Raw genomic sequence first — 15,680 nt, 5'->3', positions numbered from 1 at the left:
GATGCAGATCCATTGGAAGGAAACGAGCCGGTGCCATATCAGGAAGCCATCGCAGAAAAGATTGCGGAGGTCAACCGGCTCAGTACACCCGGCCATGAGCCAGGAAACCTGATGGTGCATTTTCACGGAAGCGACAGTGTCCGGGAAAAAGTAGAATGTATCACGATGGGGGTAAAAGAGCAGGATGGCGTTTTATATGGCTGTGCCAGCCTGACGCTCCGCAAACCTCTGACACCAGGGGAATATGTCGAGCTGGAAGGGTACCTGCGGGGCCAGTACAGCGATGGCTGGGGAGAAAGTCTGGAACAGAGGGAAATCAAAGTAGACGGCGGTGAGTTATACCTGCATTTTTATGTTGGTGCAGGCTCGGAATTTTTGATACAGGTGAAAGCATCGGAAAATGGCGTACAGGAAAAACAACCGGAACAGAAGCAGCTCCGTCCAAAACTCAAACTTTTAGGGCATGACGGAAATATTTTCTCCATCCTTGGGGATGCTGCAAGACTCCTTCGACGTGCCGGAATGTCTGGGCAGGCCAACGAGATGGCAGACCGTGTCTATAAGAGCGGCAATTACTATGAAGCACTGGGGATCATCAGTGAATATGTGGAAACTGAACTGTCGAACCACCGGGAACAGACTGGAACGCCAAGAAAAGAAACCGTGAAAAAAGAAGCACCGAAAAGAGAGGATACCTGCCGATGAGCAGTTCCATAAAGAAAAGCACTTCCAGAGAAATCTGGAAAATAAGCGACCGAAAGGATGATGCCTATGGGAAATACCCTGAAACTTGAAGATCTTTTAAAACCGGACTGTGTGCCGGATGAGTCTGCCGGAGGGGAGAACTGGTGTATCCTGCATGGGGATACCTTAAAACTGGTTAAAGGATTCCAGCCGGGGATCTTTGATGCAGTTGTAACCGATCCGCCCTATGCGTCCGGGGGAACCAAGCAGAACGAACGCAACCGTACCACCAACCAGAAGTACAGCAGCATGAAAGCAGAGAATGCCCTGCCGGACTTTGATGGGGATAATAAAGATCAGCGTTCCTGGACCCATTGGATGGCAGAATGGCTGTACGATGTGCGGAAAGCCTGCAAGAGAGGGGCTCCGATCTGCCTCTTTATTGACTGGAGACAGTATCCGTCCATCACCGATGCCCTCCAGTGGGCAGGGTGGATCTGGAGAGGAACTGCCGTCTGGGACAAGGGGAACTCCCGTCCACAGAAAGGCAGATACCGCCAGCAGGCAGAATATATCGTGTGGGGAAGCAACGGCCCGATGCCGATCAACCGCCCGGTGTCCTGCCTTCCGGGGGTGTTCCGCTATGGAAATCCCCAGAATCGCATCCATGTGACCGAAAAGCCGCTCCAGCTGATGAAGGATGTCATCCAGATCTGCGAGCCGGGCGGCCTGATCTTAGACCCGTTTGCCGGAGCTGGTACTACCATCCTTGCGGCGGCAGAGTCGGGCTATCAGGCAGTCGGCATTGAAGTGACCGATGCGTATTATAAGCTCGGAAGCGACCGTGTCCGCATTGCACTGGAAGCCGGGGAAGAAGCGGAAAACAAAGAACCACAGTAGCCGGATGTCTGGCAGACATCTGAAAAAGAGAAGAAAAAAATCCAGATGTCCACAAGACATCCACAGAGCCGGAATGCTTTGTGGGTGTTTCTTTTTAGAAAAACGCCGGGCAGAGGAAAGCTGTCCGGTCAGGAAAGGAGATGGTCGTATTGGAACAGGCACTTGCTTATGTCTGCTGTTCTGCAGAAGAGGGAAAGACCAAAGTACAGCGGTACTGCCGGAAGATCTACGAACTGGGATATGTGCCGATCTGCCCGCAGTACAGTTTTTCCCCATTCCTTGATGACGAGGATGCAGAGGATATGCAGGCCATGCGGAGAATGTCCCACCAGATCTTAAGGCGGTGCAGGATGGTGGTCGTCTGCGGAAAAGAGACCACCGGGACGATGAACACGGAGATCAGCATGGCTGACAGACTCCATATCATCTGCACCACACTGGATGGGTTAAGCAAAATCAAGGAAAACGAGTAATTCAGAGAAAGAGCAGGTTCAGAGGGGACGAAGCAAAATGCGACTGGTTTTGCAAGCATAGCGTTTGGATATCCAAACGCACTTTGGGGAGAACCCCAATCCCCCATATTGAACCGTAAACAGACGAAAGGAGAACAAAATAATGTTAGGATTTATACTTGGCACAATGACTGGAGGAGTAATGGGCGTTTTTGCAATGTGTCTTTTCATAGCTGGAAAGCGGGAGGATGAGGCACTGGAGCGGTGCCGGATGAAACCAAAGGAGATCATCGACCACGGTGCATGCATCTGTTTTGTAGACGGCAAAGGACAGGAACTGTTCCGGCTCTCAGACGGGGAGAGCCTTGTGCAGAATGCCCCAAATGGAGAACGGAACGTATCCACCTGCCACTATCTGGATGCCGATTCTGCCATGATCGATGGAAAGAAATGGAACCTCCTGGAATTCGCAAAAGAGATGGAAAAAAGAGGGATCATGATCGCCCCGATGGAACTGTGCCAGGTACCGGAAAGGGGGTGAGGCCTATATGAAGAAAAAGATCATTGCTGCAGCGGTAGCCATTGGCGTGCTGACAGGCTTCCTGATCTGGAAAAACCGTGAAATGTAAGGAAATAATCAATACCCCGTTGGAAAGCAGGTGAAGAGATGAGAAAAAGAAACCATGTGATACCAGTCCGCCTCAATGCAAAGGAGCTGCGTTTTCTGGAAGAACAGGTAGAAAAAAGCGGCCTGTCCCGCGAGGAATATATCCGTTCTATTGTCATGGGCGGTGAAGTCCGGGCAAGACCCTGTGAGCATCATACGGAGCTTTTACGGAAAGTATCCGGTCTGTGCAACAATGCCAACCAGCTTGCCCATGTAGCCAATGGCTGTGGGATGGCCGGGGAAGAGAGTATCCGGGAAATGCTCCGCATGACGAAAGAGACATGGAGGCTGGTCAAAGAGGAATGGTAGTCAATGGCATACACCAGTATCATCCCGGTCAGCCGTCTGGACAATTCCATCACTTACATCCGAAACAAGGATAAGACCACCAAGAAAGGGCAGAGTGCCGGCTCTCTGGAAGAAGCCATTGATTATGCCATGAACCGGGACAAGACGGAGCGTTCCGTTTTTGAGGATGCTATCGGCTGTGTCTGCGAAACTGCTTATCAAGATATGGTAGCTACAAAGAAACGATACCACAAGATGGACGGAGTACAGGGATACCATCTGGTGCAGAGCTTCGCCAAAGGGGAAGTTACCCCGGAACTGGCCCACCAGATCGGAATGGAGCTGGCAGAAAGACTCCTTCAGGGAAAATACGAAGCAGTCATCACCACCCATCTGAACACGGAGCATTACCACAACCACATCGTGTTTAATTCGGTGGGCATGGAAGATGGAAAAAAGTACCACAGCAACAGCTGGAGTTACTATGAGGATGTGCGGAAAGCTTCGGATGCCTTATGCCTGAAATACGGCTTATCTGTCATCGAGCCGAAAAACGGCAAAGGGAAATCCTACGCCCAGTGGATGGCAGAACAGGACGGAAAGCCGACCTGGAGAACCTCGATCCGTCTGGATATCCGGGATGCGGTGGCAGAGAGCTTCACCTGGAAACAATTTCTGGAACAGATGAAACAGAGGGGATACCAGTGGAAGCTGAACCGGAAATACATTGCATTAAAAGCACCGGGGATGGAACGGTATATCCGCTTGCGGAGCCTTGGGAAGCATTACTCGGAAGAGAGCATCCGGCAGTGGATCTTACAGCCAAAGAGCAGGACACCTGCTGGAAAAGAAAGAACTTCCCAAACCCCGAAAAAGAAGTTAAAAGGGATACAGGCCCTGTACTATTCCTATCTGTACCAGATGGGTGTCCTAAAGCAGAAGCCGAAAAGGATCTCCCCGGTGCTCCGGGCAGATATCCGAAAACTGGATGCCAGGATCGAGCAGATGGAATTCCTCCAGAAGCATCAGATCACCACCCGTGAAGAGCTGGTGGCATACCGAACCCCGTTGGAAGAACGGGTACAGGCACTTGCGAAAGAGCGGAAGCGGCTGTACCGGAGCGAGCCGGACAGTGCCAGAATCAGTCAGATCACCGAAGAACTGAAGCCACTTCGGAAGGATATCCGCATTTGTATCCGGATTGAACAGCAGTCCAAGGAGATGGAAGAGCGGATGCGTCTGGCAGAGCAGATCCAGAGACAGGCAGAACAGGAAGAAGAACAGACGGAGAAAAACAGACAACCGAGAACAGAAAGCAGGTGAATGATATGAATTATGGAGGCGATGCGGCGGACCAGATCGTCCGGTATTCCCTGGACGGCGTGGACCACGGGCTCAGGCTTTCGGGTACGCTGGCAAAGCATCTGGCGGTATTTGTTGCCGCCGTATTAAAAGACCAGAAGAAAACAAGGGGCAGAACCCGGATGGTACGGATGCTAAAGGAGAACAAGCCATTGAAGTTCTTTACTGTGCCATCCGACCGCCTGAGAGAATTCTGCAGTGAGGGCAGGAAACGGGGACTGCTCTATGTGATCATTCGGGATAAAAAGAACCCGGAGATGAGCGAGGTCATGGTCTTTGCGGATGACGCAGCCAAGGTCAACCGTGTCATGGATAAGATGAACCTGGATTTCGTAAGAAGCGAAGTCGGGGAAGCTGTCCATGAGGTAACCGAAGGAATGGAAGCACCGGAAACCGGAGCGGTACAGGAAACCGGAGCGGTACAGGAAACCGTACAGATGCCGGAGGGTGAAGTGCAGTTCGAGATCAGTGATCTGGATGAAGCATTCCAGGTCGGTGACATGGATTTTTCCGAAGGGGAAAAGAAACAGAACCATGATGGAAAGGAGTTTTCCGAACCGGAAAATTTTATCCCGGTGCAGGAAGAGGGGGAAGAGAATCTGTCCGGATCTTCCTTGCACAGCAGAAATATTTCTACCGGGCAGGAAAACGGGACTGATGGAGCAAGACAGAAGGAACAGGAACGTCCCAGTGTCCGCCGGGAGCTGGAGGACATCAAACGGGAGAAAGCAGAGGAATCCCAGAAGCGGAGCCGGGAAAAGAACCGTGGACCAAAGAAAACGCAGAAGAAAGCGAGAAATAAACGAAAGACGAAAGCGAGGTAGAAGATGGACCTGACAAAATTTTTAGGGCAGGACACCCAGGAAGTGTCCGCCCAGCGGTTATCCAAAGAAGAATATGCCGCACAGAAAAAGCAGGAGAGGGAAGAACTCTGGGGCATGATCGATGGAAAGGCACAGGAGGTCTTCCAGAATGGGGACTCCTTAAAAGGCTTCCTTGATTTTATGGGACAGTGCAAGCCGCAGAGGACAGACAACCTGTTCCTGCTCTACGCACAGAACCCGGAGATCCGGCAGGTCAAGACCTTCGAAAAATGGAAGGAAGAAGGCAAGGTCGTCAAGACCGGAAGTAAAGGATACAACTTTATTGTCGGTCAGGAATACGAAAAGGACGGCGTCATCCAGCAGGGATATTCCATCCAGAAAGCCTATGACATCAGCCAGATCCGCACCAAACAGCCGGAAGAGCCGGAGCCAAAACCGATGGACCAGCTGATGGAAGCTCTGCTGACCGACAGCGAGGTCAGAATCCAGATCGCAGACAACCTGCCGGATAAGGTGCAGGCACAGTACATTCCAAACAAGCGGACGATTTATGTCCGAAACGGCATGAGCGAAAATGCAACGTTCCATTCCATCAGCCGGGAACTGGCGTATGCATCCCTGGACCACCACGATGGAAGCTACAGCCGGGCAGGGGTATCAGCACAGGCTTATTGTGCGGCGTATGTGACAGCACAGAAATACGGTGTGGATGTCTCCGGCTTCTCCTTTGATAAGGTTTGCGAGATGCAGGCATTCGGACAGAAAGACCCTAAAGACTTACGTTCCTTTATCCAGGACGTAAAGAGTGCAGCATATTCTATTGGCAAACAGGTAGACCGTAACCTTGGCAAAAGCGAACAGGAATTTATGCCCGATGAATTTGCCGTCCCGGAGGAAAAAACAGAGAAACCAGCCAAGAACAAAAAGTCCCCGGAACGCTGATAAAAAAAGGGCACTGAAAAAGTCTGATTCCAAAAAAGAATTGGGCTTTTTTTAGTGGCCCTGTTATAATAGAATCATGAGGAAGGAGGTTCTGTCATGTTGAAAGATCATTCACAGTTACAACTATCATTATCACCCTATCAGGGAATTTACGATGCAGTCATTCCAGCGAATCATCTTTTGCGTAGAATTAAAGAAAACATAGATTTTAGCTTTGTAAATCCAATGCTTCGTAAACAGTATTGTGAAAATTTGGGGCGCCCGGCGAAGGAACCAGAGATGATGTTTAAACTACTTTTCCTGAAAAAACTGTACGATCTGTCCGATGAAGCACTGATTAGTAGTGCCCAAACAGATATGGCATATAAATTTTTCCTTGATCTGGATCCAGAAGCAAAAATGATAGATCCCAGTCTTCTGACAAAATTCAGAAAAACCCGCATTACGGAAGATATCCTAGAGGAAATGCTGAAAGAAACAATCCAGCAGGCTCTTGACAAAGGGCTGATCAAATCGGGTACTATTATTGTGGATTCCACCCACACAACGGCATCTGTCCGTGCGAAATCCCCCACACAAATCCTACGGGATATGAGTAAACAACTTCGGAAAGAGATTTATAAAAATGCTTTTGACTTATCAGAAAAATTTCCGGAGAAACCATCTTTGGAAGCAGGGTTGGACGAAGAGATCGCCTATACAAAGGAACTGCTTCAGGTTCTGGATGAAGGGATAGAATCTTGTGGAAACCAAAAGATACAGGAAATTTCTAAAAAGATGAAAGAGTTACTTGAAAACGAACAGATTAGAGAGATTCGCTCCAAAGATGATAAAGATGCACGGTTTGGTCACAAAACAGCGTCCAGTACGTTTTATGGGTATAAGAATCATCTTGCAATGACAGAAGAACGTCTGATTGCCGGGATAAGTGTAACAAATGGAGGAGCACCAGACGGACAGGAATTACCGCAATTGATAGAAGAAGCACAAAAAAATGGGATAAAAGTAACAGAAGTTATAGGGGATATGGCATATGTCAGCGATGATAATCTGGAAGCCTGTGGAAAAGAGATTGCACTGATTGCCCGAACGAATACAGCGGTAGCGGCCGCTGCAAATGGGAAACTTGAAGAAGGTTTCTGTTTCAATAAAGATGCAGGGATGTTGCAATGTCCTGCCGGAGAACTTTCTACACGTGTAGAAAAAAGGGCAGCCAAAAACGGAAACACCTATTTAAGATATATATTTAGCAAAGTTAAGTGCCGGAAATGTCCGCAAAGAGAAAATTGCCATGTAGGGAAATCAAATGCAAAAACACGAAGTTATAGCATCACGCAAGTAAGCGAGAAGAACTTGGAAAGGCTTAAATTTGAAGAAAGTGAATATTTCCAAGAGAGAATAAAGATCCGGCACAGGATAGAAGAAAAGAATGGAGAATTAAAAGAAGCCCACGGTTTGCGCAGAGCAGATTCAAGAGGGCTATTTGCTATGCATCTTCAAATGTATTTTACGGCATTTGCAGCAAATGTAAAACGAATTGTAAGATTAGAGGAATTGGCTATGGGGTAAACCATAGCGTTTTTTTGTAATATAATTAGAAATTACAAGAAAAATTATAAAAGAAGAACTCCCACCTTAAAAAAATGGGAGTTTTTCAGTGCCCTTATAAAAATGGGCTTTTCCGGCTCTTTTGCAGTAGCTTTCCGGGAGAAAGTGTGGTATGTTGTGGTTGAGAAAAAAGAGGAAAAAAGGAGGCTCGCCTATGACAAGAATGCGATATGTAAAGATGGACCGGATCATGAACCACATGCTGATCCATGCACTCCGGGAAGTGTTCCGGCAGGAAAAAGAACAGGGGCTTCCGGTGGATACCACACGGGATCTGGTTCTGAAACTGGCAGAGCAGGAAGAGGGAAAGCTCTACCTGACAGAAGCCGAACACAGCAAATCCGTGGAAGCCTTAAACCAGCTCCGGGACACATACCTGAAAAACGGACGCTATTCCGATGGGATCGACAGCGTCCTCTTAAAGATCATGAAATCCAGATACCGCCGCCCATGCCGTGGACGGGGAAGGTGAAGAAAGGATGTGGTACGAATATATAGAAATATGACACCAGAAAGAATAGAATCCATGCGGAGAAGATATCCATCGGGAACGGAAGTCACCCTGAACAGCATGGAGGGGGAAAGCCACATGCCACCCGGTTTAAAAGGTAAGGTGGATATGGTAGACGATGCAGGGCAGATCCACGTAAACTGGGAGAATGGAAGCAGCCTTGCCCTCGTTCCGGGAGTGGACAGCTTCCACATCACGGATCTGCCAAGAGCAGAGAGGCCAAAACAGCAGCGGTCCCGGTAACAGGAAGCCGGAAGTCAGACTGGGTGATCTGGCTTGCCGGACTGCCCGTCATCTGGTGGGCAGCGATTCTGATTGCGGATGCCATCCAGCCGGGAAGGAACCTTTTCGAGCTGATGGAGGTTCTCACCGAAAAGCTGAACCATCCGTTCCAGCTTCATTATACGGAATATACCATCAAGTCGGTGCTGGTCTGCACGTTACTTTACGCAGCCGGGATCGGCATTTTTTATTCCAGCCAGAAGAACTACCGCAGAGGGGAAGAGCATGGTTCCGCCAGATGGGGCGATGCACGGCAGATCTGTAAGAAATACAGCCAGAAGCCGTACTCCCAGAATATCCTGTTAACCCAGAACTTCCGCATCAGCCTGGACACCCACAAGCACCGAAGATGTTTGAACATCCTTGTGGTGGGTGGTTCCGGTGCAGGAAAATCCAGAGGCTTTGCCCTGCCGAACATCATGCAGTGCTGCTGTTCGATGGTCATCACCGACCCAAAAGCAGAACTGCTCCGAAAGACAGGCGGCCTGCTGGAAAAGAAGGGATATGAGGTGCGTGTCTTTGACCTCATCAATCCCGACACATCTTTTTGTTACAATCCATTCGAGTACGTCCACGATGACAAAGACGTGCTCCGTCTCATTTCCAATCTGATACAAAACACCACACCCAAAGGTTCCCAGTCTTCCGATCCTTTCTGGGAGAAGAGCGAGACCGCACTGCTTCAGGCACTGATGCTGTATCTGCTTCACGAAGCTCCGCCGGAAGAACAGAACTTCGCCATGATTATGGAGATGTTAGGTTCTGCCCAGGTAAAAGAAGAGGACGAGGACTACGAGTCCCCTCTGGATATTTTGTTTGACCGCCTAGAGATGCGGGACCCGGACAGCATTGCCGTGAAACAGTACCACATTTACAAGCAGGCGGCAGGAAAGACCGCCAAGTCCATCCTGATCAGTGTCGGTGTCCGTCTGGCAGCCTTCAACCTGCCGCAGATTGCCAAGCTGACCAATACCGATGAACTGGATCTTTCCAGCATGGGCGAAAAGAAAGTAGCCCTTTTCTGCTGTATCCCGGATGCAGATACGTCTTTGAACTATCTGGTAGGCATGATCTACAGCCAGCTTTTCCAGACGCTTTATTACATGGCAGACCGTGTGCATGGCGGTGCCCTTCCGGTTCCGGTCAACTGCATCATGGATGAGTTTCCAAACGTATCCCTGCCAAACGAGTTTGAGAAGATCCTGGCAACCTGCCGATCCCGTTCCATTTACTGCAGCATCATCATCCAGAACATGAGCCAGCTAAAAGCTCTGTTCAAGGACTCGTGGGAGAGTCTGGTAGGCAACTGCGATGAGTTTTTATACCTGGGCGGCAACGAAAAAGAGACACACAAATATGTATCAGAATTACTGGGAAAAGAGACCATTGACACAAACACCTACGGGCAGACCAAGGGAAAATCCGGCAGCTACTCCACCAACTTCCAGCAGAGCGGAAGGGAGCTGCTGCAGCCGGATGAAGTCCGCATGCTGGACAACCAGAATGCCCTTTTGTTTATCCGTGGGGAGCGTCCCATACTGGATGCCAAGTATGACCTGATGAAGCATCCAAACATCCGGTATACCGAGGACGGCGGTGCCGGCCCGTTCAATTATGCGAAAGCACCGCTGGCACATGACGATTTTACTTTTGACGAAACAAGATATAACGACTACGAACTGCTTCTGGATGAGGACATCATCGGGGAGCTTTTTTGATTGGAGGAATGCCGATGAATTTACTGAAAAATAAGAAACACACAGAAACCCAAAAAGAGACCACACCGCTGAAGATGAAGAGAGGGCAGAAGAAAATGTTTGCCCTGTATGCAGTCATGGTGCTGACTTTCTGCATCGGGGCGACCTGCGTTTACGCCGCAGGCGATCCGCTGGCGGTAGTCAATAACCTGTCCACGTTTATCTTTTCCCTGATCCGAGCCATTGGCCTGATCCTGCTGGGATTTGGTATTGTGCAGGTCGGCCTGTCCTTAAAGAGCCACGATCCAAGCCAGAGGGCAAATGGATTCCTGACACTGGCAGGCGGTATCATCATTACCTTTGCAAAAGAGATCCTGGACCTCATTATGGGTTAGGATCAGAGACCAGAAGGGGAGCCATGCGAAATGCTGGCTTCCCGCTCACTTTTGCAGGATGGGAGGTGAAAATGTTTGAGTGATAACTGGATCGTACAGAATCTAAATTCTGCCTTGCAGACCTGGAGCGATAAGCTGTCTGAGATCTGGACACTGCTGACGCAAAGCCCGGAGAATTTCAAGGGCGGTGCGATCTGGAGCGTGATGACGAACATTAACGGAGGGCTCCGAGCCATCGGGTACGGCCTGCTGGTGTTATTTTTTGCGGCAGGACTTGTGAAAACCTGTGGGAGCTTCACGGATATGAAAAAGCCGGAACACGTAGTGAAAGCCTTTATCCGTTTTGCACTGGCACAGGGAGCCGTCATGTCCGGCATGGAGCTTCTGACTGCGATCTTTTCCATTGTGCAGGGCATCGTGACAAACATCATGTCCCATTCCGGGATGGCAGGTGGAACCGTAACGGAACTGCCCTCGGAGATCGTGGACAAGATCGAAGCGGTGGGGATGTTGGAATCTATCCCTTTATGGATCGTAACCCTGTTGGGCAGCCTGCTGATTACGGTATTGTCATTTGTCATGATTCTGACTGTATACGGGAGAATGTTCAAGCTGTACATGTACACAGCCATCGCACCGATCCCACTGGCAACCTTTGCCGGGGAGCCGACCCAGTCCGTAGGAAAGAACTTTATCCGTTCCTACGCCGGGGTATGTCTGGAAGGAGCCATCATCGCACTGGCCTGCATCATCTTTTCGGTGTTTGCGGCAAGCCCGCCGGCCGTCGGAGATACCAGCCTGTCCGCTGTGACGATTGTCTGGAACTACATCGGGGAGCTGGTCTTTAACTTACTGGTACTGGTCGGGGCAGTGAAGGCATCTGACCGGATCGTAAAAGAAATTATGGGATTATAGGAGGCGAAAAAATGGAAGAACCAAAGACACTGAGCTACGACTGGCAGTATGGCCGGGAGGAATTATTTCTCCGGGTAGACAGTTACATGAACGATGACAATCTCTATATCGGGCTTTACCACATGGAAGATAGATGCCCGGAAAGCTTTGCAGACCTTACGGTAAACCTGCCCTTTGCTCCGCTGGGAGGTATCAATGAAGCCTATATCGACCACAATTTCAGCAAAGAAAAGCTTCGTTTTATAAAGCAGCATAAGCTGGGAACGATACAGTCGGATACCGCATCATCCGGTTACTGCATTTTCCAGAGGGTTGCATTCGACCTGAAAAAACTGGCAGAGCTTGATCCGGAAGGAACAAAAAGATTTATGGAAAGAAATGGCATCCAGCAAGGGGATGCACCAAAACAGAAAACAAAGAAAAAACAGAGATCACAAAGAGAAAGGTAGAAAATGACATGGAAGTGAAAATGAATAAAGAAATCCGAGACTATCAGGAGTCAATGTTCTGGGGCTTAAGTTTCCGGCAGTGCCTTTTTTCGGTACTGGCGATCCTGGCAGCCCTTGGGATTTATTTTCTCACCAGAAAGTATGCCGGGGAACAGGTAACCGGATGGCTGTGTGTGCTTGGGGCGGCTCCCTTTGCAGCCTGCGGCTTTTTTCGTTACCACGGCATGACGGCAGAGCAGTTTGCATGGGCAGTCATCAAATCCGAACTGCTGTATCCGAAACGGCTGGTATTCAAATCAGAGAACCTGTACTTTTCCTGCATGGAAGAGAGCCTGCGGCTGGGGGAAAAAATGATGGGAAACGGAATGGAGCTTCTGGAGAAGAAGCGGACGAAACAGAAGAAACCAAAGAAGCGAAAAGGAAGGGGTGATGCCTTTGATTAAAACCCTGAGTCAGACACTGAAACAGGACAAAGAAAAATTTAAAGTACCGAGGTCTGTCCAGCAGGCGATCCCCATCCGTAAGATCTGGCCGGATGGGATTTTTCAGGTAGAGAATAAATTTTCCCGGACATTCCGGTTTACGGATATCAACTATTCCATTGCCAGCAAAGCGGACAAAACGGAAATGTTTCTGGATTATTCCGAGCTTTTAAATGCACTGGATTCCGGCTGTACGGCGAAGATCACCCTGAACAACCGCAAGATCAATAAGGAAGAGTTTGAGCAGTCCCTGCTGATTCCGATGAAAGGGGACGGGCTGGATGAATACCGGAAGGAGTACAACGACATGCTCCTGTCCAAGATCTCCGGTACCAACAACAGCATCTATCAGGAACGCTATCTGACCGTCAGCGTCCACAAGAAAAATATCGATGAAGCCAGAACCTATTTTGCCCGTGTGGGAACGGATATCATCACCCATTTGGCCAAGCTGTCCTCCATCGGGGAAGAACTGGATGCAGAGCAGAGGCTCCAGATCTTCCGGGACTTTTTCAAGGCAGATGTTCCGCAGAGCTTTCCATTTGACATGAAAGCCTTTGCAAAAAAGGGACACAGCTTCAAAGACTGGATCTGCCCGGACACGATGGAATTCCACAATGACCATTTCAAACTGGGTGAGCAGTACGGCAGAGTCCTTTTCATGGAAGATTATGCCAGCTATGTAAAGGATGAGATGATCTCCGAACTGTGCAGCCTTGGAAGAAACCTGATGCTGTCCATTGATATCATCCCCGTACCGACCGATGAAGCGGTGCGTGAGATCCAGAACCGACTGCTGGGCGTAGAGACCAACGTTACCAACTGGCAGAGACGCCAGAATGCAAACAATAACTTTTCTGCCGTGGTTCCCTATGATATGGAGCTGCAGAGAAAAGAGACCAAGGAGATGCTGGACGACCTGACCACCAGGGACCAGCGGATGATGTTCGGCATCCTGACAATGGTACATATGGCAGACAGCAAGAAACAACTGGACTCCGACACGGAAACCCTGTATTCCATTGCAAGAAAGCACCTCTGCCAGATGGCAACCCTGAAATGGCAACAGGTCGATGGACTGAATACCGTCCTGCCGTATGGCCTGCGGAAAATCGATGCCGTGCGAACCCTTACCACAGAGTCCACTGCCGTCCTCATTCCGTTCCATACCCAGGAGATCATGCAGCCGGGCGGCATCTATTATGGGCAGAATGCAGTCAGCAAAAATATGCTGGTGGCAGACCGAAGGAAGTTGTTAAACGGCAACTCGTTCCGACTGGGTGTCAGCGGCTCTGGCAAGAGCTTCTCGGCAAAAGAGGAAATCGTAGACCTTGCCCTTTCCACAGAAGATGACATCCTCATCCTCGATCCGGAGTCAGAGTTTGCTTCTCTTGTGGAAGCCTTAAACGGAGAGGTTATCCGGATCTCGGCAACCTCGGATACCCATCTGAATGCACTGGACATGGACTCTGCCTATGGCAATGACCGAAACCCTCTGATTGAGAAGTCGGAATTTATCCTGTCCCTGTTTGAGCAGCTTGTCGGAGCCGGAAACCTTTCGGCAAAGGAGAAATCCATCCTCGACCGCTGCACTGCCGATGTGTACCGGGATTATATGAGGGGCGGTTACAAAGGGCAGGTGCCGACCTTGAAGGATTTATACCGACAGCTCATGCTTCAGCCGGAGGAAGAAGCCAGAGGGCTGGCCCTGTCTTCGGAACTGTTTATCAATGGCAGTCTGAACACCTTTGCCCAGGAAACCAATGTCAACACGAAGAGCCGTATCATCGACTATGACATCCGGGAGCTGGGCGAACAGCTGATGCCCCTTGGCATGCTGGTCACGCTGGATTCGATTTTCAACCGTGTGATCCAGAACTGGAAGAAGGAAAAAACGACATGGATCTTTGCAGATGAGTTTTATCTGCTGTTCCGTTACGAATACAGTGCGGACTTTTTCTACCGTCTGTACAAGCGTATCCGTAAGTATTCCGGATTTGTAACCGGGCTTACCCAGAACGTAGAGGAACTTCTGAAATCTGATACGGCCCGTCTGATGCTGGCAAACAGTGAATTCCTGATTCTTTTGAATCAGGCCACCACCGACCGGGACGAGCTGGCGGCACTTCTGAATATTTCAGACAACCAGTTATCCTACATCACCAATGTGGGTGCCGGACATGGACTGATCCGCTGTTCCGGGAATCTGGTGCCGTTTGAAAATTCGTTTCCAAGAAATACAAAACTGTACCGCCTGATGACGACCAAGCCGGGCGAAGCGTAAGAGCGGTACAAGCCGGGACTGGAGGTGAGAGATGAAGGATATCAAAACCAAAGAAGTCACAACAAAACCAAAGACCAAAAATCCTGCCTCCAGAATCCCCAAGGAGCTGATGCGGACGGCAATACTGGAGAGCAAGGAAAAATCCCAGACCATCGCAAATGCCAGGGACAATGATATGGGAGAACAATCCCCATCCGAATATGCCAGTGGGAAAGTCACATCCGCAGAGGAATGGGCTGCAAGAAAGACAGGCAGAACCGTAACCGGAGCCGGAAAGACAGCAGCACAGACTTCCTACGAGAAGATCAAACAGAGAGCCGCTGGCAAAAAAGAAGCAGAAAAAGAAGCGGAGAAAGAAGCCGCCAGAGGAACAGGGGACACGCAGGCTGCCGATTCTGCCAGCAGAGACACACCCAGGCAGAAGAGCCGGGAACAGGCGGCTGCAAACGGGAAAATCAAAAGTCGGGAAGCTCAGGAAGCACAGATCCGGGAAGTACAGATCCAGAAAGCCCAGCGGCAAAAGGCGGTTTCAGATGCCGTCAAAACAAAAGAACAGAAGATCCGTGCAGCCAGGGAGACACCGAGAATCCAGAACGGGCAGGAGATAGCAGAAATGAAGCAGTTCTCCATCCGAGAACAGAGCCGGAAGAAGGACGCAAAAGATACAGTAAGGCAGACCGCCATCCGACAGAAACAGCCGGAAACCATTCGGATCAAGGAAAAACCAAGGAAACAGCCGGAGCCAAAAACCATGCAGAAGCGTACCATTAAGACAGCTCCCCAGTCTGCGAAGATCAGCGTCCAGCCAGAGCAGAAAATCCGGGCAGCCAGTTCCAATGCCCTGACCGTCCGGATGCAGAAGCAGATGGAACGAAGGGCAGCGAAACAGGCAGCCAAGAAAGCAGCCATGCAGACTTCCGAGGGAGTCCGCCGGATAC

General features: G+C 49.8%; 17 protein-coding genes and 1 pseudogene. All 18 read left to right on the top strand.

Annotated features, from left to right (window positions below):
* Positions 1-705 (top strand): hypothetical protein (locus ACTNES_RS14475; protein WP_441039825.1); only part of this gene is annotated, 705 nt, incomplete at its 5' end.
* A gap of 66 nt (positions 706-771) precedes the next feature.
* Positions 772-1,584 carry a DNA-methyltransferase gene (locus ACTNES_RS14470; protein ID WP_441039824.1) on the top strand — a complete coding sequence of 271 codons (813 nt, stop codon included), beginning with the start codon at positions 772-774 and terminating at the stop codon, positions 1,582-1,584.
* 149 nt (positions 1,585-1,733) lie between these two features.
* Complete coding sequence (locus tag ACTNES_RS14465) at positions 1,734-2,057, top strand: DUF7768 domain-containing protein (RefSeq protein WP_441039831.1); 324 nt, start codon at positions 1,734-1,736, stop codon at positions 2,055-2,057.
* A gap of 142 nt (positions 2,058-2,199) precedes the next feature.
* Positions 2,200-2,577, top strand: coding sequence for a DUF3789 domain-containing protein (locus ACTNES_RS14460; RefSeq protein WP_441039822.1), 378 nt, complete (start codon positions 2,200-2,202; stop codon positions 2,575-2,577).
* A gap of 126 nt (positions 2,578-2,703) precedes the next feature.
* Positions 2,704-3,012, top strand: coding sequence for a plasmid mobilization protein (locus ACTNES_RS14455; protein WP_441039821.1), 309 nt, complete (start codon positions 2,704-2,706; stop codon positions 3,010-3,012).
* A 3-nt stretch (positions 3,013-3,015) separates the two neighbouring features.
* The gene (locus ACTNES_RS14450) at positions 3,016-4,314 is read left to right on the top strand and encodes a relaxase/mobilization nuclease domain-containing protein (RefSeq protein WP_441039819.1); all 1,299 of its coding nucleotides are present in this window, start codon (positions 3,016-3,018) and stop codon (positions 4,312-4,314) included.
* A gap of 5 nt (positions 4,315-4,319) precedes the next feature.
* A complete protein-coding gene (locus tag ACTNES_RS14445; protein WP_441039818.1) occupies positions 4,320-5,177 on the top strand; it encodes a PcfB family protein in 858 nt (285 codons plus the stop codon).
* A 3-nt stretch (positions 5,178-5,180) separates the two neighbouring features.
* Positions 5,181-6,119, top strand: coding sequence for an ArdC-like ssDNA-binding domain-containing protein (locus ACTNES_RS14440; protein WP_441039817.1), 939 nt, complete (start codon positions 5,181-5,183; stop codon positions 6,117-6,119).
* 96 nt (positions 6,120-6,215) lie between these two features.
* Positions 6,216-7,688, top strand: coding sequence for an IS1182 family transposase (locus ACTNES_RS14435; RefSeq protein WP_441039815.1), 1,473 nt, complete (start codon positions 6,216-6,218; stop codon positions 7,686-7,688).
* A 193-nt stretch (positions 7,689-7,881) separates the two neighbouring features.
* Positions 7,882-8,199, top strand: coding sequence for a hypothetical protein (locus ACTNES_RS14430; RefSeq protein ID WP_441039813.1), 318 nt, complete (start codon positions 7,882-7,884; stop codon positions 8,197-8,199).
* Positions 8,200-8,208: 9 nt separating this feature from the next.
* Positions 8,209-8,481 (top strand): DUF4314 domain-containing protein, encoded by a 273-nt coding sequence (locus tag ACTNES_RS14425; protein ID WP_441039811.1) that lies wholly within the window; start codon positions 8,209-8,211, stop codon positions 8,479-8,481.
* Between the two features lie 26 nt (positions 8,482-8,507).
* The gene (locus ACTNES_RS14420) at positions 8,508-10,238 is read left to right on the top strand and encodes a VirD4-like conjugal transfer protein, CD1115 family (protein WP_441039829.1); all 1,731 of its coding nucleotides are present in this window, start codon (positions 8,508-8,510) and stop codon (positions 10,236-10,238) included.
* Positions 10,239-10,252: 14 nt separating this feature from the next.
* The gene (locus tag ACTNES_RS14415; protein WP_441039810.1) at positions 10,253-10,612 is read left to right on the top strand and encodes a glutamyl-tRNA amidotransferase; all 360 of its coding nucleotides are present in this window, start codon (positions 10,253-10,255) and stop codon (positions 10,610-10,612) included.
* 75 nt (positions 10,613-10,687) lie between these two features.
* Positions 10,688-11,527: a hypothetical protein gene (locus ACTNES_RS14410; RefSeq protein ID WP_441039808.1), complete on the top strand. Its 840-nt coding sequence runs from the start codon at positions 10,688-10,690 to the stop codon at positions 11,525-11,527.
* Positions 11,528-11,538: 11 nt separating this feature from the next.
* Positions 11,539-11,976: a DUF4313 domain-containing protein gene (locus tag ACTNES_RS14405; protein ID WP_441039806.1), complete on the top strand. Its 438-nt coding sequence runs from the start codon at positions 11,539-11,541 to the stop codon at positions 11,974-11,976.
* An 8-nt stretch (positions 11,977-11,984) separates the two neighbouring features.
* Positions 11,985-12,419 (top strand): PrgI family protein, encoded by a 435-nt coding sequence (locus ACTNES_RS14400; protein WP_441039804.1) that lies wholly within the window; start codon positions 11,985-11,987, stop codon positions 12,417-12,419.
* Positions 12,412-14,742 carry a VirB4-like conjugal transfer ATPase, CD1110 family gene (locus tag ACTNES_RS14395; protein WP_441039827.1) on the top strand — a complete coding sequence of 777 codons (2,331 nt, stop codon included), beginning with the start codon at positions 12,412-12,414 and terminating at the stop codon, positions 14,740-14,742. The genes ACTNES_RS14400 and ACTNES_RS14395 overlap by 8 nt, the downstream gene beginning before the upstream one ends.
* Before the next feature lie 31 nt (positions 14,743-14,773).
* A pseudogene (locus ACTNES_RS14390) lies at positions 14,774-15,680 on the top strand (lytic transglycosylase); the annotation flags it as partial.

This window comes from Blautia sp. HCP3S3_D9, assembly GCF_052063845.1.
GTDB lineage: Bacteria > Bacillota > Clostridia > Lachnospirales > Lachnospiraceae > Blautia_A.
Note: the sequence above shows the minus strand (reverse complement) of the source record. Positions and strands in the feature narration are given on the sequence as shown.